Here is a 17,019-nt window from a genome sequence, read left to right on the forward strand (position 1 = left end):
TGTCACACAGGCGCGGCATTGAGCCGGCGCGACGATTTCTGCAGACGGACTTTTCTGATGATGCGTTCTATCCTGGTCGGTATTCTCGTCCTGATGGCGGCCGGCATCGGCTGGCTGACCTTCGACTGGTATCGCGGCCACTATGGCGGCGAGCCATTCGGGGCCGCCTTTACTCTGGTCGACCAGAAAGGCGCGCCGATCACCGAAGCCGCCTTCCGGGGCCAGCCCAGCGTCGTCTTCTTCGGCTTCACCCATTGCCCCGAGGTCTGCCCGACCACACTGTTCGAACTGGCCGGCTGGCTGAAGACGCTCGGCGACGACGGCAAGAACCTGCACGCCTATTTCGTATCGGTCGATCCGGAGCGCGACACGCCTGAGGTGATGAACGCCTATGTCAGCAATTTCTCCGACCGTATCGTCGGCATCACGGGCGCTCCGGACAAGGTCCATGCCATGGCCAAGTCGTTCGGCATCTATTGGAAGAAGGTCGACACGGGCGACGGCGACTACACGATGGATCATACCGCCTCGGTGCTGCTGCTCAACGCCAAGGGCGATTTTGCCGGCACAATCGCCTACGGCGAAAGCGCCGATACGGCCATCGCCAAGCTGAAGCGGCTGGCGGCGAAAGGCTGATTACCATTTCATGACCCAGACGCGCCTTTACTTCACCACCGGAAAGATCGAGTCCGTCAGCATTTTCGCGGCGCTTGAGGCGGCCTTCGAGGAAGAGGGGCTGCCGATCGCCGTGCTGGAGGTCGACGAGGACAAGGACATCCACGAAGTATCGCTCTATGCCGATGGCGACATCGATGCGGTCGAGACCCGCTTGAAGGACATCCTTGCCGGCCTTTCCCTGTCGAAGCCGATCGAGCGCGAGCCCCTGCCCGACATCGACTGGGTGGCGCATTCGCTGGAAGAGCTGAAGCCGGTGCGTGCCGGACGTTTCTTCGTCCACGGCGCACATGACCGCAGGAAACGCCACAGCGGCGAACTCGCCATCGAAATCGAAGCCGGCCTTGCCTTCGGCACCGGCCATCACGGCACCACCGCCGGCTGCCTGGAAATGCTGGAAAGAGTGGTCCGGCGCGAACACCCGCGCAATGCGCTCGACCTCGGCACCGGCAGCGCGGTACTGGCGATCGCCGTCGCCAAGCTGGCGCACATTCCGGTGCTGGCCACCGACATCGATCCGGTGGCGGTGCGGGTGGCTGCCGCCAATGCGCGGCTCAACCACGTCAAGGCACTGGTGGAAACAGCAACCGCGCCCGGCTTTCACCATCCGATCTTCGGCAAGCGCGCACCCTTCGATCTGATCGTCGCCAACATATTGGCGCGGCCGCTGATGCGGCTGGCGCCGCAAATGGCCCATCATATCGCACTTGGCGGCTCGATCGTGCTGTCGGGCATCCTCGAGCGCCAGCGGGACGCGGTCATCTCGGCCTATGTCGGCCAGAATTTCCGCCATGTCAGAACCTTGCACCGCGAGGGCTGGGTGACGATCCACCTGAAGCATTAGACCGGCACCGACCGAGCCTGGACCAAATTCCCCCAGTTGTCAGTCCGGCGATGCTGTAGCAGGTTGCGCGCAGCCGGAAATCGATTCCGATTTCCGCGACCGTACGCTACGGTTGCGCGGACATGCAGGAGGCCCACCATGTTCCAGACCTTCGATTCCGCGGGCGACCCGGCCGTCGGCGAACCGCGCGTGGCGCTGCTGCGCCAATGGCTTGAAGCCAACGGGCTGGACGGCTTCATCGTCCCGCGTGCCGACGAGCATCAGGGCGAATATGTCGCCGATCGTTCGGCGCGGCTGAAATGGCTGACCGGCTTCAGCGGCTCGGCCGGCGTCGCCATCGTCCTGCGCGACCGCGCCTTCGTCTTTGTCGACGGGCGCTACACGCTGCAGGTGCGCAGCGAGGTCGATCTCGACGTCTTTTCAATCGAAAGCCTGGTCGACAATCCGCCGGCTGTCTGGCTGAAAGACAATCTTGGCAAGGGCGCACGGCTCGGCTTCGATCCATGGCTGCACACGATCAGCGAGGTCAAGGCGCTGCAGGCCTCAGTCGACAAGAACGGCGCCGTACTGGTGCCGCTCGACAAAAACCCGATCGACATCATCTGGAAGGATCAGCCCGACGCGCCGGTGGCTCCCGTCGAGCTCCACCCGATCGGCTTTGCCGGCGAGCTCGCCAAGGACAAGCTGGCGCGGCTGGCGGCGGCGATCGCCAAGGACGGCGCCACCCATGCGGTGCTGACCGACCCCTCCTCCATCGCCTGGGCCTTCAACATCCGTGGCGGCGACGTGCCGCACACGCCGCTGGCGCTCGGCTTCGCCATCCTCGCCGCCGATAGGTCGCACCAGCTTTTCATGGATAAGCGCAAATTCTCGCGCCAGGTCGCCGCCTACCTCACCCAGCTCGCCGAGCCGCATGAGCCCGGCGAATTCGAAGCCGCGATCACAGCGCTTGCCAAGAGTGGCGCGAAAATCGCGCTCGACCCGGTGCTGGCGGCTGACCGGCTGCGCATGCTGGTCGAGGACAATGGCGGCGCCGTCATTGCAGCAGCAGATCCTGCCCGAATCCCGCGCGCCACCAAGAACCAGGCCGAGATCAACGGCTCGCGCGCCGCGCATCGCCGTGACGGTGCGGCCGTGGCGAAATTGCTGTGCTGGCTGGAGCGGCAAAAACCCGGCTCGCTCGACGAGATCGCTGTCGTCACCAGGCTGGAGGAACAGCGCCGGCGGACCGGCGAGGAAACCCAGATGCCGCTGCGCGACGTCTCCTTCGACACCATTTCGGGCGCCGGCCCGAACGGCGCCATCATGCATTACCGCGTGTCGCGCGCCACCAGCCGCAAGCTGCAGGCCGGCGAGCTGTTCCTGCTCGATTCCGGCGCGCAGTATCAGGACGGCACCACCGACATCACCCGCACCGTGCCGATCGGCCAGCCGACGCAGGAGATGCGCGAACGCTTCACCCTGGTGCTGAAAGGCATGATCGGCATTTCCACCTTGCGCTTTCCCGCCGGCACGCGCGGCTCCGAGATCGATGCCGTCGCGCGCATGGCGCTGTGGAAGCACGGCTGCGACTTCGCCCACGGCACCGGCCATGGCGTCGGCTCGTATCTGGCCGTGCATGAAGGCCCGCAGCGTATCGCCCGCACCGGCACCGAAAAGCTGCTCGAAGGCATGATGCTGTCCAACGAGCCCGGCTACTACAAGGAAGGCTCCTACGGCATCCGCATCGAGAACCTGATCCTGGTGACGCCGGCGCAAGAGATCGAGGGCGGCGACATCGCCATGCACGGCTTCGAGACGCTGACGCTGGCGCCGATCGATACCAGGCTGGTGCAGTCGGACCTTCTGACGCGTGACGAGTTGCATTGGCTGGACTCGTACCACGCGCGCGTGCTGGCCGAGATCGGCCCGATGCTCGACGGCGAAACGCTGGCCTGGCTGGAGAAGGCCACCGCGCCGCTGCCGCACGACGCGAAGATTTGATTTTTCTGAGGCGCCGAGGGCGTGTCGAGATTCAGGTCAGGACGAGCGAAAACGATGGGTTCCGTGAACCGGAGCGAAGCGTACTTTTGGGTACGTGAGCTCAGTTCTACCGCGACGCGGTAGAACGGGGAAGCGCAGGAAGCCGCCGTTTGCAGGCCGTCATCACCTGAATATCGATACGCCCTACCCGACGAACTGCCGCGCCACGATCAATACCGCCGCGCCCGCCAAAAACATCGCCATCAACCCACCGCGCAGCGAAACCACCGCGGTGACCACCAGTGCGGCCCATTCCGCCGGGCCGGCGTTCAACAGCTCGGGCGCTACCAGCGTCGTCAGCACCGCCGCCGGCACGGCATTGAGGCCGGCCTCGACGCGGGGATGGATGGTATCGAAGCGCGATATCACCAGGTGCCCGCCGATGCGCGTGAGATAGGTCGCGATTGCGCCGGCGATAATGATCCAGAAGGTCGTGCTCATGGCCGTGCCTTTACGCCGCTATGGTGGGGAGGCAGGATGACCGCCAGCAGCACACCGGCAACAGCGCCAATCGAGACATGCCAGGGCGAGCCCACGGTCTTGTAGGCGATGATGGAGGCGGCAGCGCTGGCAATGACCACCGGCAGCCACAGAGGCCGCTTGCGGAAGCCCAGCACGAGACCGAGGAAATAGATCGGCAGCAGGAAATCGATGCCCAGCGCGTGCGTGTCGGGGATCAGCTTGCCGAACAGCGCACCAAGCGCGCTTTCGACGATCCAGAACAGATAGACAGGCAAGCCAAGTCCCAGATACCAGGCAAAGCCGACCGTCTGGCCGGATTGCGCCCTCGCCTCGGCCACCGCGAATTGCGGATCGGTGAGGATGAAATAGCCTAGTACCTGCTGGATGACAGGCCAGTGCGCGATGCGCCGGCCGATGCCGGCGGAATAGAGCACGTGGCGGAAATTGACGGCGAAGATCGACAGCACGATCAGCCACGGCGCCACATGCTGGCCGAACAGCTGGATGCCGACCATCTGGCTGGCGCCGCCATAGACCAGCGCACTCATCAGAAAGGCTTCCAGGACCGAGAAGCCATTGTCCACGGCGAGCGCGCCGAACAGCACCGCAAACGGCGCCGAGGCCACCACCACAGGCATCGACAGCCGCACGCCTTGCCAGAAATCGCTTCTGTCGCCGCTCTCGGAAATTACGTCCGTCGCCATCAACCACTCCTGATGCATGTCGCCCAAAAGGGGATAACGACATGCACAACAACAAGGGAAGCGCGGTATGTAGGTGGCGCGGCTTGCCGTGTCACACGAATTCGCTTGAGCCAAACGATCAGCGGAAATGATCGCTGGATCGGCTGAGTTAGACGCTTATTCCTTCAGGATCTTGCCCTCGATCGCCCTGCCCCAGTCGAGCAGCGGCTTGGCGCGCAAGGTGAAATCGACGAGTTCGTCGACCAGATCAGCCGTATGGATTCCCGCGGGATCGATAACATGCTGGACGACAAAATGCCGGTTGCGGATGGCGGCGACAAGGTCGGCATCGCTGATTTCCTCGAAGCCGCGTGGCGTACGCTTCATGCGGCCTTCGGTCTCGAGTTCAAGCCGGTTCTTCTTCAACGCCGCCACCAGGGCACGAAACCTGTCCGGCTTCGTCGCGATGGCTTTGCGCATCGCCAGCAGCAGCGCCGGCTCCGGCTGCCACCAGGCAATGTCGGCGAAGCAGCGCTCAAGCCCGATATGCACGTAGAACACGCCCTGCTCCATCTTGGTGCCGTCGGGCGACAGGATGGCCGATAAATGCCTGTTGTAGGGCCGCTTGTCCTTGGCGAAGCGCACGTCGCGATTGATGCGGAACAGCGACTTCTTGCGATCCCCGCGCAGGCCGAGACCCGCCTTTGCGAAGCGCTCGGTCAGCGCGTCGACGAGATCACTGAGCGGATCGCGCAATTCCTGTTCGAACAGGTCACGGTTCTCCAAAAACCACTCTCGGCTCTGGTGGAAATCCAGCGCCTTGAGGAACGGAATGGCTTTTGGGCCGAACCCTTTGAATGCGCCGTCCATCAGGCCTTGCCGATCCGCGCCAGCCAGGCATCTTCGTCGATGACCTCGATGCCGAGTTCGCTGGCGAGCTTGAGCTTGGAGCCGGCACCCGGCCCGGCGACCACCAGATCCGTCTTCGCCGAAACCGAGCCCGCGACCTTGGCGCCGAGGCGCTCCGCCATCGCCTTGGCCTCGGAGCGTGTCATCTTTTCCAGCGAGCCGGTGAAGACGACAGTCTTGCCCGCGACCTCGCTATCGGCCGAGACGTTGACGATATACGGCTTCGGCTTGACTTGGCGGAGCAACGCATCAAGCACGTCGTCATTGCGCTCATTGCCGAAGAAGTCGCGAAGCGCATCGATCACCGTGTCGCCAATGCCGTTGACCGACGGGAAGACACTGTGCGGATCCTCCGCTGCCGCTGTCTCCTTGCCGACGCGGATCAGTTCCTCGATGGTCGAGAAGGTGCGGGCAAGCACGGCGGCTGTCGTTTCGCCGATATGGCGGATGCCGAGCGCGAAGATGAAGCGATCGAGCTCCGGCTCGCGGCGCGAATCGATGGCCGCGAACAGCTTGTCGAGGCCCTCATAATTGCGGTCCTCGACGCTGCGCACGTTCTTGCGCGTCTTGCCCGATGCGGCCTCGCGCTGCCTCGCCTGTTCCTCGCGCCGTTCCGCCAGCGCCCTGGTGACAGCCGGACGGCGATCCCTGAGCGTGAAAATATCGGCGGCGGTCCTGATCAATCCCGCATTGAAGAAGGTATCTATGTTCTCGGCACCAAGGCCTTCGATGTCCAAGGCACCGCGCGACACGAAGTGGCGCAATCCTTCCACCGCCTGCGCCGGGCAGATCAGCTCGCCGGTGCAGCGGCGGCGGGAATCTTCCTTGCCGGTCTTCTCGTTGATCTCGCGCGTCGCCGGCGAGCCGCAGATCGGACAGGTGTGCGGGAATTCGTACGGCACGGCATCGGCCGGCCGCTTGTCGATGACGACGCTGACGATCTGCGGAATGACATCGCCTGCCCGCTGGATCACGACCGTATCGCCGATGCGCACGTCGATGCCGTCGCGGATCGGCTGGCCGGTCGAGTCCAGGCCCTTGATGTAATCCTCATTGTGCAGCGTGACGTTCTCGACCACGACGCCGCCGACCGTGACCGGCGCCAGCCGCGCGACCGGCGCCAGCGTACCGGTACGGCCGACCTGGATGTCGATCTTCTGCACGGTCGTCATCGCCTGTTCGGCCGGAAATTTATGCGCGATCGCCCAGCGCGGTTCGCCGGTGACGAAGCCCCAGCGGCGCTGCAACTCCAGCTGGTCGACCTTGTAGACGACGCCGTCGATATCGTAGCCGAGCGCCGAGCGCTGCTCCTCGATCCGATGATAATGCGCGATCAACTCCTCGGCCGATTTCGCCCGCACCATCAGCGGACTGATCTTGAATCCCCACTCGGCGAATTTCTGCACCGAATCATACTGGGTCGGAGCCGGATCCGCTGTCGTGTAACCCCAGGCATAGGCGAAGAATTTGAGGTTGCGGCTGGCGGTGACGGATGGATCCTTCTGGCGCAGCGACCCGGCCGCCGTGTTGCGCGGATTGACGTAGTCCTGGCCGCCGACGGCTGCCGAGCGCTGCTTCAGCGCCTCGAATTCCGCATAGGTCATATAGACCTCGCCGCGGATCTCGATGGTTTCGGGCCAGCCCGAGCCTTTCAGCTTTGCAGGGATGTCGGCGATGGTCTTCAAATTGGCGGTGATGTCTTCGCCGACGGCGCCGTTGCCACGCGTTGCGCCCTGCACGAACACACCGTTTTCGTAACGCAGCGAAGCCGATAGCCCGTCGATCTTCGGTTCGGCCGTGAACGCAATGTCGAGTTCCTTGTCGCGATCGAAGAACCGCCGCCCGCGTTCGATGAAATCCGTGACATCATCGTCTGTATAGGCCTTGGCAAGGCTGAGCATCGGCACGGCATGGCGCACCTTGGTAAAGCCTTCCGCGGGCGCTGCTCCGACCCTGAGCGATGGCGAATCCTCGCGCACCAGCGCCGGAAAGCGCTCCTCGATGGCAAGGTTGCGCCGCGCCAGCGCATCATACTCGGCATCGGTGATAACAGGCGCATCTTCGGTATGGTAGCGCCGGTCGTGCTCGGCGATCTCTTCCGCCAGCCGCTTCAGCTCGGCTTCGGCCTCGCTCTCACTGAGCGAATCGACAGGTTTTTCAGCCATGCTTTCCTTCCCCGGACGGTGGCCCGCCACAATAGATCAGGATTTTGGGAAAATCATTCCTGAACAGCAGGATGGAGCCATATCCTGACTCGATCCCTGATACCTGTTGTTCTTATGCCGCCGTGGTGTTTTCACGCAGCAATCGCTCGGCGGCGGCGCGCGCCTCGTCGGTGATGGTGGCGCCGGCCAGCATGCGCGCGATCTCTTCCTGCCGCGCCGGCCGGTCCATCTCGGCAATGCCGGTGGCGACACGGTCGGTGGTGCCGGATTTGGAGATCAGGAAATGCGTCGCCGCGCGTGCCGCGACCTGTGGCGCATGCGTCACCGAGAGCACCTGGACGCGCTTCGACAGCCGCGCCAGCCGCTGGCCGATCGCGTCGGCGACAGCGCCGCCCACCCCAGTATCGATTTCATCGAAAACCAGCGTCGGCGCCGAGCCGCGGTCGGCCAGCGCGACCTTCAACGCCAGAAGGAAGCGTGAAAGTTCGCCGCCGGACGCCACTTTCATCATCGGCCCGGGCCGCGTGCCTGGATTGGTGCGCACCCAGAATTCGATCTGGTCGATGCCCTCTTCCATGCGGCTCTCGGCCTCGCTCTTCATTTCCACGATAAAGGCGGCGCGTTCGAGCTTGAGCGCCGGCAATTCCGCCATCACCGCCTTGGTCAGGCCGACCGCCGCCGCGTGGCGAAGCGAGGACAGCTGCGCGGCGGCAATGTCGTAGGTCTCGCGTGCCGCGGCGGCCTGCTTTTCCAGCCCGTGCAGGCGCTCCTCGCCGGCATCGAGATCGGCAAGATCGGCCGACATCGTGTCGCGAAGCTGCGCCAGATCGTCGACGGCGACGCTGTGCTTGCGCGAGGCCGCGCGCAGCGAGAACAGCCGCTCCTCCGCCTTCTCCAACCGCTGCGGATCATATTCGGTGGCGCGCAGTGCTGCCTCGACGCCCGATTGCGCCGCGTCGAGCGACAGCATCGCCTCGTCGAGCGATTTGACGACGTCGTCGAGCAGGCCGGGCGCCTCCGTCACCTTACGCTGCAGTCGTCGCAGCAGGCTGGCCAGTTGCGGCAAGGGCGAGGACGGGCCGGACAGCACATCCTGCGCATCATGGATTTCGGAAGCGATCTTCTCGGCCCGCATCATCGACGCCCGCAGTTCGGCGAGATCCGTCTCCTCGCCCGGCTGCGGATCGAGCTTCGTCAACTCCGCCACCGCGGCGCGCAAATAGTCGGCCTCGCGCGCGGCCGCCGCCACCTTGGCGCGGTGGCGCGACAGCTCCTGCTCGCAGGCGCGCCAGTGCCGCCATGCCTCGCCGGTCGAGCGGACGGCGCCGAGATGGCCACCGAAAGCATCGAGCACCTCGCGATGCGCGCCGGGATCGACCAGCGCGCGTTCATCGTGCTGGCCGTGGATCTCGACCAGCGCGCGCCCGACATCGCGCATCAGCGTGACGCTCGAAGGCTGATCGTTGACGAAGACACGGGTGCGGCCGTCCGCCGTCTGCAGGCGGCGCAGGATGATGTCGCCATCATCCTCGATCGCATTGTCGGCAAGCAGCGCACGCGCCGGATGATTGCGCGGCACGTCGAAGACGGCGATGACCTGGCCTTGCGCCGCGCCATGGCGCACCAGCGACGCGTCGCCGCGCGCACCGAGCGCCAGCGACAGGGCATCGAGCAGGATGGATTTGCCGGCACCGGTTTCGCCGGTCAGCACCGAAAGACCCGGCTGGAAGTCGATATCCAGCTTCTCGATCAGGACGATATCGCGGATCGACAGTCTGGAAAGCATCAGAACCCGAATCTAGAACGGCACGCGACCATTTGCAGTCGCAGCGCCGCACTATCTTTTTGTTTGAGCACCGGATCAATCCGAAAAGCGCTGTGAACGCTTCAGTCGATGCTCATACGTCAGGCGCCGGTGATCATCTTTCCGGCCTTGGATATCCACGACCCTGCATTTTCGCGCGGTGCAAGCCCATTGCTCTGCAAGAGCTTGTAGGAATCCTTGTACCACGGGCTGTCAGGGTAGTTGGTGCCGAGCACGGCGGCGGCCGTCTGCGCCTCCGAAGTCAGACCCATCGCGTAATAGCTTTCGGTCAGACGCGCGAGCGCCTCCTCGACATGGCGCGTGTTGGAATAGTTCTCGACCACGGTGCGGAAGCGCTTGACGGCGGCGATGTATTCACGCCGCTCGAGATAGTAGCGGCCGATCTGCATCTCCTTGCCGGCCAACTGATCGTTGGCGAAGCGGATCTTTTCCTTGGCGTCGTCGACATATTCCGATGTCGGCCAGCGCGTCACCAGATCCTGCATCGTCTGGACGGTCTGACGCGCTTCCTTCTGGTCCTGCGTCACGTCCTTGATCTGGCGGTAGTAGCTCAAGCCGATGATGTACTGCGCATAGGCGGCGTCATCGGTCGACGGGTAAAGCGTGAGATAGCGCTTGGCCGAGCCGATAGCCTCATCGTAATTGCCCTGGCGATAGTCGGCGAAAGCGCCCATCACCATCGATTTGCGGGCCCATTCCGAATAGGGATGCTGGCGGTCGACGGCGTCGAACTTGCGGCTCGCCTCCTGCAGGCGCCCGGCATTGAGATTAGCAAGGCCCTGGTTGTAGAGAACATCGGCCGGCTCGGTCTGGTCGACATAGGTCGACAGGTCGATATCTTTCTCCGACGACATGCAGGCCGACAGGAAGAGCGATGGAACAACTACTGAAAGCGCCAGGAAAACGGCCCTCTGCGGTGCTTTCAATTGACCAACTCGCTTGAAGAACATGATTGGATCTCGCCCTTTCGGCGCTATTTCAATGCCAGTTGCATGCCATTGTTTCAAAACTGGTCCCCACTTTTGAACGACATGCACTAATCGACGGCAGCAGCCATAAACCATAACCGCCTTGCCCGGCAACGCTATCTCCGGCCAATCGCACATTTTTGTGGCGGCCGGACGCAGCTTGGACATCAATGCAATTTCACTGGCGGGTGGTGCATTCCTGCAACACGCGCTATCGCCCATGGAACCCGAAAAACCTGGGAAAATCAGATCATCCAGGGCGCGTAGAGCGGCGCGTTGACGGCGTTCATCTCGGCGCTGCGGCCACGCTCCCGGCGCGTCGTCTCGACGATCTCGAACGCCGTGCGATCCGACAGCAGGCGGCGCAGGGCCGCGGCATTCATCCTGTGACCGCCGCGATAGGAGCGGAAGCAGCCGATGAAGCGGGCGCCGGCCAGCGCCAGGTCGCCCATGGCGTCAAGCGTTTTATGGCGCACGAATTCGTTGGGATAGCGCAGGCCGCCCATATTGATGACGCGGTTGTCGTCGCCGATCACCAGCGAATTCTCCAGCGAGGAGCCGAGCGCATAGCCTGCAGCCCACAGCCGCTCGACATCCTTCATGAAGCCGAAGGTGCGGGCGCGCGCGATGTCGCGACGGAAAATATCGGCATTGAGGTCGGAGGCAAACAGCTGACGGCCGATCGCCGGGCTTTCGAAGTCGATCTCGATCTCGAAACGGGTTCCGTCATAGGGCCGAAACTCCGCCCACGAGGCGCCGTTCTCGATGCGGACCGGCTTGATGACCCTGATATAGCGGCGCTTGACCGAAAGCGTCTCGATGCCCGCCTGGTCGATGGCTTCGACGAACGCCATGGCGCTGCCATCGAAGATCGGAACCTCGGAACCGTCGATCTCGACAGCGACATTGTCGATGCCGAGCCCAAACAGCGCCGCCATGATGTGCTCGACCGTGGCGATATGCTCGCCGGCGGGATCACCAAGCATGGTGCACAGGTCGGTGGCGCCGACTTCCGAGACCAGGGCACGAAACTCGCGGCCCTGCTCGGCACCGTTGAAAAGCTGGAAAACGATGCCGGTGTCGGCATCCGCCGGCATGAAGCTGATGGACACTTCCTTGCCGCTGTGGACGCCGGTGCCGGTAAGCGACGCGCGCGTCTTCAATGTCGTCTGATAGTCGTGCAAGACAATCCCCATAAGCCCGTAATGCCTAGGTCCGCTTCTCCAGCCCGAGGGCGCGGCTCTTGTGTGAATCGGCTGGCAGGGCGACTTCCCCCGAAATCCCGGCAAACCGATGATGGTAGGCAGCGAAGATAATGTCCCGTCAGGGAGACTCCAAATCACGGTTTCTTACTCTGTGTAACCGCGAACTGGAATGGGTGCGACTTTGTAAGTTGTTGAAATCACATCATTTAAAACGTTAACAGGCAAGCGATTCCTCGCTTGCCTGTTAACAAATGTTACAGTCCGTTTACCAATCAGTTGGCCTGCCGGCGCAGGAACGCCGGAATCTCCAGCTGATCGTCTTCCTGAGTCGTCCTCACCTGCGGCGTCAGGCGGCCCTGATCGTCGAGTTGGCCACGGCGCGGCGCATAGAGCTGCGCATCCTGGCTGGCGAGGCGGCGCACTTCGGGCGCGGCCTGGCGCAGCTTGGGCTCGCGCGGCTGCGCCGGCTGCAGCCTTGCGGGTTCTTCCTCGCGGCGGGTCAGTCCGTTGGTCAGGCGCTTCAGCAGGCCCATCGGTCCGCTGTTGTTCTCGTGGTCAACCGGGCGGCTCTTGGCATCCACCTCGGCCTTGACGACCGGCGGGAAGTCCTCGACGCGCGGCATACGCTGAGGCGCCATGGCAACAGGCTGCGGGGCTTCGCGCAGCATCTCGCGCGGCTGCGGGGCCGGCTGCATCTGCTGGACCACCGGCTGCGGCATCGGCTGTGCTGGCGGCGCCTGGAAGATTTTGCTCTGCGGGCGGAAATCTTCTGCGTGAGCGACAGGAGCCGGGCGCGCCTGCGCCATCGCCGCGGCATTGGCTTCGGCCAGTTGGATGGCTTCGGCGACAGGGTCGACAGCGCGTGGCTCGTAGGCCGCCTGCTGAACAGGCGCCGGGCGAGCCTCCGCGATCTGAGCCACCGGGCGGCTGACCGGCTTCGGAGGCGCTGTGCGGATCGAGATCGGCGCAGCGGCGATTTCAGCCGCCGATTTGTCGATGCCGGTGGCAACCACCGAGACGCGGATGACGCCTTCGAGTTCCTCGTCGAAAGTGGCGCCCAGGATGATGTTGGCGTCCTGGTCGACTTCCTCGCGGATACGGGTCGCCGCTTCGTCGACTTCGAACAGCGTCAGGTCGCGGCCGCCGGTGATCGAGATCAGCAGGCCCTTGGCGCCCTTCATCGAGGTCTCGTCGAGCAGCGGGTTGGCGATCGCCGCTTCGGCGGCGGCCATCGCGCGGCCCTCGCCCGAAGCTTCGCCGGTGCCCATCATCGCCTTGCCCATCTCGCGCATGACGGAACGGACGTCGGCGAAGTCGAGATTGATCAGGCCTTCCTTGACCATCAGGTCGGTGATGCAGGCGACACCGGAATAGAGCACCTGGTCGGCCATGGCGAAGGCATCGGCGAAGGTGGTCTTGTCATTGGCCAGCCGGAACAGGTTCTGGTTGGGGATGACGATCAGCGTATCGACGCATTTCTGCAATTCCTCGATGCCGAAGTCCGCGGTCTTCATGCGGCGCTGGCCTTCGAAGTGGAACGGCTTGGTGACGACGCCGACGGTGAGGATGCCCTTTTCGCGCGCTGCGCGGGCAACGACGGGAGCAGCACCGGTGCCGGTGCCGCCGCCCATGCCGGCTGTCACGAAGCACATATGGGTGTTGGTCAGGTGATCGAGGATTTCATCGATGCACTCTTCCGCCGCCGCACGGCCGACTTCCGGCTGCGATCCCGCACCGAGCCCCTCGGTGACGTGAGCGCCGAGCTGGATCAGGCGGCCTGCCTTCGACATGGTCAGCGCCTGCGCGTCGGTGTTGGCCACCACGAACTCGACGCCGCGCAAACCGGCGGTGATCATGTTGTTGACGGCATTGCCGCCGCCGCCGCCGACACCGAACACGGTGATGCGCGGCTTAAGCTCGGTGATGTCCGGCTTTTGCAGATTGATGGTCATTGTCTCCGTCCTTTGCCTTTCACGCCGCTTCGCCGCCGCGGCCGCCTATGGGGCTGTCCCCGTCAATTTTAGAAACTGTCTCTCAACCACTGACTCATGCGATGCAGTTTTCCGCCCGTTCCGGTCATTTTGAGACCGGAAATTCCTTTCGCCGGATGGCTCTCGAAGCTCGCCATCTGCGGGTAGATCAGAAGCCCCACCGCGGCCGAGAAGGCCGGCCCCTTCGCCGCTTCCGGCAGGCCGGCCACGCCGAGCGGGCGGCCGATGCGCACATTTCGTCCCAGGATGCGGCGCGCCGCCTCCGGCAGGCCGGCAAGCTGGCTGGCGCCGCCGGTAAGAACCACACGCTTGCCCACTGCATTGCCATAGCCGGACTTGTTCAGCCGGTCGCGCAGCAGTTCGAGCGTCTCGTCGATGCGGGCGCGCACGATACGCGTCATCACCGAGCGCGGGATCTGCAAGGGCACGTCGCCATCGTCGCCGATCGGCTGGATCGAGACCAGGTCGCGATCGTCGGCGCTGCCGGGCAGCGCCGAACCATGCATCACCTTCAGCCGTTCGGCGGCATCAAGCGAGGTCGACAACCCCTTGGCCATGTCCAGCGTGACATGATTGCCGCCGATGGCGATGGCATCGCCATGGACGAACTTGCCTTCCGAAAACACCGAGATCGTCGTCGTGCCGCCGCCCATGTCGATGCAGGCCGCACCCATTTCCAGCTCGTCGTCGACCAGCGCCGCCAGCCCGCTGGCATAGGGCGTCGCCACCATGCGCTCGACCGACAGATGCGAACGGTTGATGGACAGCTCCAGATTGCGCATCGGCGCGGCGTCGCCGGTCAGCACATGCATGTCGACGCCGAGTGCGTCGCCGACCATGCCGCGCGGATCGCGCACGCCGCGTTCGGCATCCAGCGAGAAGCCGACGGGAAGCGAATGGATCACTTCGCGCTCGGCCTTCAGCGCCTGCTTGGCGCCAGCACCGAGAACGCGCTTGATGTCGGCCTCGTCGGCCTCGTGGCCGCCAAGATTGATGGTGGCGGAGAAGGCTTCGCTCTTCAGCCGGCCGGCCGTCATGTTGACGATCAGCGAATCGACCGTCAGCCCGGCCATGCGCTCGGCTGCGTCGACGGAAAGGCGGATGGCATGCTCCGCCCTGTCGAGATCGACCACGACACCCGACTTCACGCCTTGCGACTTCTGATGGCCGATGCCGATCACCTGGATCCGGTGCGAACGGCCGCGCAGCAGCTTGCCGTCATCGCACGGCTTGAGCTTGGCCACCATGCAGCAGACCTTGCTCGAACCGACATCCAGCACCGTCAGGGTGCCAGACCGGCGCGACGCGGCATCGCCAGGACTGCCAAGCCAGCTCATATCTTCGTCTCCGGCTTGCGCTTCAGGCTCTTGGGTTTCTCGTTGAGGGCGGCTTCGCGCTGCGTCGCCGCTTCCGCCGTCAACTGGACGACCAGCCGGTCCGTCAGGCGCATGTCGACGGCGGCGATGTCGCGCGACAGCAAACCGTTGTCATGATCCATCTTCACGAGTTCGGCGAGGGCCTGATCCTCGTCGTCCTCGGGAAGCTTGATGGTGATGCCATTGTCCAGCTTCAGGTCCCAGCGCCGTTCGCCGACACGGATATAACCTTTGATCCGGTTCGCGAGCTCGGGATATTTTTCGACCTTGGCCAGGAAATCGGGCGCGCTCGCCGGCGCGCCGGTGCCGATCAGCAGCGGCAGAAGCACCTGCTTGCCGCCCGAGAACGGCGCGATCATGGCGCCATTCCTCTCGATGACCGAAAGCTCATCACCCTGCTGCCAGAGCGCGAAAGCCTCACGCTCCTCGACACGCACTTCCAGCGTATGCGGATAGACCTTGCGCACCGCCGCGACCTCGATCCACGGCAAGGTCGCAATTCGTTCCCGCGCGGCCTCGGCATTAAAGCCGATCAGCGACGTCCAGCCGTCGAGTTCAAGCCTGTCGAGTATATCGATTTCCGAGGTCTGGCGATTGCCCACCACCTTGACCTGATCGACGGCAAATCCGGTACGGGCGGTGATGCTCTGCACGATACCGTCGACATGACCGCCGAGATAGGCGCCATAGGCACTGCTCGAGAAAATCAGCATGGCCGACATCATGGCCGCGGAAAAGCGCGGCGCCTGGAATTCCCCGACACCGAGGCGCGCCATAATGCGCACCGGGCGGCGCAGCATCCGCGGCAGCACGAAATGGTCCAACGGCAACGACAGGCCGAACAGCGCCGGACCGGCCGCGCCCCTCTCCCTACCCTGTCCCCATTTCAACGCAGACACGAAGCGTCCTCCACCATCCAACTCAACAAATCGCCAAACGAGTGCCCGGCCTGGGCGGCGATTTCAGGCACCAAGGACGTCGGCGTCATACCCGGCTGGGTGTTGACCTCGAGCCAGACAATCTCGCCGTTTTCGGAATGCCGATCGTCATAACGGAAGTCCGACCGGGAAACGCCCCGACAGCCGATCGCTTGGTGAGCCTTGAGCGCCAGTGTTTGTATTTTTTGGTAAATATTCGGTGAAACTTTTGCGGGGCATTCGTGCTTTGATCCCCCGGCGACATATTTTGAATCATAGTCGTAGAAGGAATGGCCGGTCGGGATGATCTCGCAGACCCCCAGCGCCACATCGCCCATCACCGCGCAGGTCAGCTCCCTGCCGTGAATGTAGCGCTCGACCATGACGGTATCGCCATATTTCCATTCCGACGAGCCAAGAACCTGCGGCGGATGCGACTGACCTTCATGCACGATGACGACGCCGAAGCTTGAGCCCTCATTGACTGGCTTGACCACATAGGGCGGCTTCATCGGATGCTTGTTCTGGATGGCGAAGCGGCTGGCGACCTTCGATTCGGCGACCACGATGCCGACTGCCTTGGCAACCCGTTTGGCCTGCTCCTTGTTCATGGCCAGAGCCGAGGCGAGCACGCCGGAATGGGTGTAGGGAATGCCGAGATATTCGAGGATGCCCTGGATGGTACCGTCCTCGCCGAAGGGGCCGTGCAGCGCATTGAAGGCGACATCGGGCTTGAGCTCGGCAAGCACGGAGCCGACATCGCGCCCGACATCGACGCGGGTGACCTGGTAACCTTCCTTCTCAAGCTCATCGGCGCAAGCCTTTCCGGAGGACAGGGACACGGGCCGCTCGGACGAAAAACCACCCAGCAGGACGGCCACATGCTTGTTTTTCATTCCCCGGCATCCCCTCTCTCACGGCGGACCAAAACCAGATTTTCCGCAACATTGAGTCAGAGTCTCCCGGCAGGTTGCCCC

Annotated in this window: 14 protein-coding genes; 3 read left to right on the forward strand and 11 right to left on the reverse strand. The window is 63.7% G+C overall.

The annotated features are described in order from the left end of the window. Positions 1 to 57: 57 nt before the first annotated feature. The 3 genes from LB559_RS21160 (at position 58) to LB559_RS21170 (ending at position 3,502) form a co-directional block, all read left to right on the forward strand. Positions 58 to 636: an SCO family protein gene (locus LB559_RS21160; protein ID WP_013530973.1), complete on the forward strand. Its 579-nt coding sequence runs from the start codon at positions 58 to 60 to the stop codon at positions 634 to 636. Positions 637 to 646: 10 nt separating this feature from the next. Next, positions 647 to 1,519: a 50S ribosomal protein L11 methyltransferase gene (locus LB559_RS21165; RefSeq protein WP_024501453.1), complete on the forward strand. Its 873-nt coding sequence runs from the start codon at positions 647 to 649 to the stop codon at positions 1,517 to 1,519. Between the two features lie 138 nt (positions 1,520 to 1,657). Further along, entirely contained in the window at positions 1,658 to 3,502 is a 1,845-nt protein-coding gene (locus tag LB559_RS21170; protein ID WP_224674898.1) for an aminopeptidase P family protein, read from the forward strand. A gap of 183 nt (positions 3,503 to 3,685) precedes the next feature. On the opposite strand, the gene LB559_RS21175 is transcribed toward LB559_RS21170, so the two are convergent. The 11 genes from LB559_RS21175 to LB559_RS21225 all read right to left on the reverse strand — a co-directional run bounded on the left by LB559_RS21175 (position 3,686) and on the right by LB559_RS21225 (position 16,938). Then, entirely contained in the window at positions 3,686 to 3,982 is a 297-nt protein-coding gene (locus LB559_RS21175; RefSeq protein WP_013530970.1) for an AzlD family protein, read from the reverse strand. After that, positions 3,979 to 4,707: an AzlC family ABC transporter permease gene (locus LB559_RS21180; RefSeq protein ID WP_013530969.1), complete on the reverse strand. Its 729-nt coding sequence runs from the start codon at positions 4,705 to 4,707 to the stop codon at positions 3,979 to 3,981. The genes LB559_RS21175 and LB559_RS21180 overlap by 4 nt, the downstream gene beginning before the upstream one ends. A gap of 156 nt (positions 4,708 to 4,863) precedes the next feature. Beyond that, positions 4,864 to 5,556, reverse strand: coding sequence for a DUF2461 domain-containing protein (locus LB559_RS21185; RefSeq protein ID WP_224674899.1), 693 nt, complete (start codon positions 5,554 to 5,556; stop codon positions 4,864 to 4,866). Then, complete coding sequence (gene ligA / locus LB559_RS21190) at positions 5,556 to 7,760, reverse strand: NAD-dependent DNA ligase LigA (protein WP_013530967.1); 2,205 nt, start codon at positions 7,758 to 7,760, stop codon at positions 5,556 to 5,558. Before ligA ends, LB559_RS21185 begins: the two co-directional genes overlap by 1 nt. Before the next feature lie 112 nt (positions 7,761 to 7,872). Next, positions 7,873 to 9,546 (reverse strand): DNA repair protein RecN, encoded by a 1,674-nt coding sequence (recN, locus tag LB559_RS21195; RefSeq protein ID WP_024501458.1) that lies wholly within the window; start codon positions 9,544 to 9,546, stop codon positions 7,873 to 7,875. Positions 9,547 to 9,665: 119 nt separating this feature from the next. Next, positions 9,666 to 10,535: an outer membrane protein assembly factor BamD gene (locus tag LB559_RS21200; protein ID WP_024501459.1), complete on the reverse strand. Its 870-nt coding sequence runs from the start codon at positions 10,533 to 10,535 to the stop codon at positions 9,666 to 9,668. Between the two features lie 263 nt (positions 10,536 to 10,798). Then, positions 10,799 to 11,749: a UDP-3-O-acyl-N-acetylglucosamine deacetylase gene (gene lpxC / locus LB559_RS21205; RefSeq protein ID WP_013530964.1), complete on the reverse strand. Its 951-nt coding sequence runs from the start codon at positions 11,747 to 11,749 to the stop codon at positions 10,799 to 10,801. A 281-nt stretch (positions 11,750 to 12,030) separates the two neighbouring features. After that, positions 12,031 to 13,710 (reverse strand): cell division protein FtsZ, encoded by a 1,680-nt coding sequence (gene ftsZ / locus LB559_RS21210; protein ID WP_027160634.1) that lies wholly within the window; start codon positions 13,708 to 13,710, stop codon positions 12,031 to 12,033. Between the two features lie 68 nt (positions 13,711 to 13,778). Beyond that, positions 13,779 to 15,086: a cell division protein FtsA gene (gene ftsA / locus LB559_RS21215; RefSeq protein WP_013530962.1), complete on the reverse strand. Its 1,308-nt coding sequence runs from the start codon at positions 15,084 to 15,086 to the stop codon at positions 13,779 to 13,781. Further along, positions 15,083 to 16,024 carry a cell division protein FtsQ/DivIB gene (locus LB559_RS21220; RefSeq protein ID WP_224674900.1) on the reverse strand — a complete coding sequence of 314 codons (942 nt, stop codon included), beginning with the start codon at positions 16,022 to 16,024 and terminating at the stop codon, positions 15,083 to 15,085. Before LB559_RS21220 ends, ftsA begins: the two co-directional genes overlap by 4 nt. Beyond that, the gene (locus LB559_RS21225) at positions 16,012 to 16,938 is read right to left on the reverse strand and encodes a D-alanine--D-alanine ligase (protein ID WP_024501463.1); all 927 of its coding nucleotides are present in this window, start codon (positions 16,936 to 16,938) and stop codon (positions 16,012 to 16,014) included. Before LB559_RS21225 ends, LB559_RS21220 begins: the two co-directional genes overlap by 13 nt. Positions 16,939 to 17,019: the final 81 nt, after the last annotated feature.

The organism is Mesorhizobium sp. BR1-1-3, assembly GCF_020165455.1.
Lineage (GTDB): Bacteria > Pseudomonadota > Alphaproteobacteria > Rhizobiales > Rhizobiaceae > Mesorhizobium > Mesorhizobium ciceri.

Excerpts from the sequence above, each read along its gene's own strand:
- LB559_RS21185 (WP_224674899.1), bottom strand. The coding sequence starts at position 5,556 with ATGGACGGCGCATTCAAAGGGTTCGGCCCAAAAGCCATTCCGTTCCTC.
- ftsA (WP_013530962.1), bottom strand. The coding sequence starts at position 15,086 with ATGAGCTGGCTTGGCAGTCCTGGCGATGCCGCGTCGCGCCGGTCTGGC.
- lpxC (WP_013530964.1), bottom strand. The coding sequence starts at position 11,749 with ATGGGGATTGTCTTGCACGACTATCAGACGACATTGAAGACGCGCGCG.
- ftsZ (WP_027160634.1), bottom strand. The coding sequence starts at position 13,710 with ATGACCATCAATCTGCAAAAGCCGGACATCACCGAGCTTAAGCCGCGC.
- LB559_RS21225 (WP_024501463.1), bottom strand. The coding sequence starts at position 16,938 with ATGAAAAACAAGCATGTGGCCGTCCTGCTGGGTGGTTTTTCGTCCGAG.
- LB559_RS21175 (WP_013530970.1), bottom strand. The coding sequence starts at position 3,982 with ATGAGCACGACCTTCTGGATCATTATCGCCGGCGCAATCGCGACCTAT.
- LB559_RS21200 (WP_024501459.1), bottom strand. The coding sequence starts at position 10,535 with ATGTTCTTCAAGCGAGTTGGTCAATTGAAAGCACCGCAGAGGGCCGTT.
- LB559_RS21180 (WP_013530969.1), bottom strand. The coding sequence starts at position 4,707 with ATGGCGACGGACGTAATTTCCGAGAGCGGCGACAGAAGCGATTTCTGG.
- ligA (WP_013530967.1), bottom strand. The coding sequence starts at position 7,760 with ATGGCTGAAAAACCTGTCGATTCGCTCAGTGAGAGCGAGGCCGAAGCC.
- recN (WP_024501458.1), bottom strand. The coding sequence starts at position 9,546 with ATGCTTTCCAGACTGTCGATCCGCGATATCGTCCTGATCGAGAAGCTG.
- LB559_RS21165 (WP_024501453.1), top strand. The coding sequence starts at position 647 with ATGACCCAGACGCGCCTTTACTTCACCACCGGAAAGATCGAGTCCGTC.
- LB559_RS21160 (WP_013530973.1), top strand. The coding sequence starts at position 58 with ATGATGCGTTCTATCCTGGTCGGTATTCTCGTCCTGATGGCGGCCGGC.
- LB559_RS21170 (WP_224674898.1), top strand. The coding sequence starts at position 1,658 with ATGTTCCAGACCTTCGATTCCGCGGGCGACCCGGCCGTCGGCGAACCG.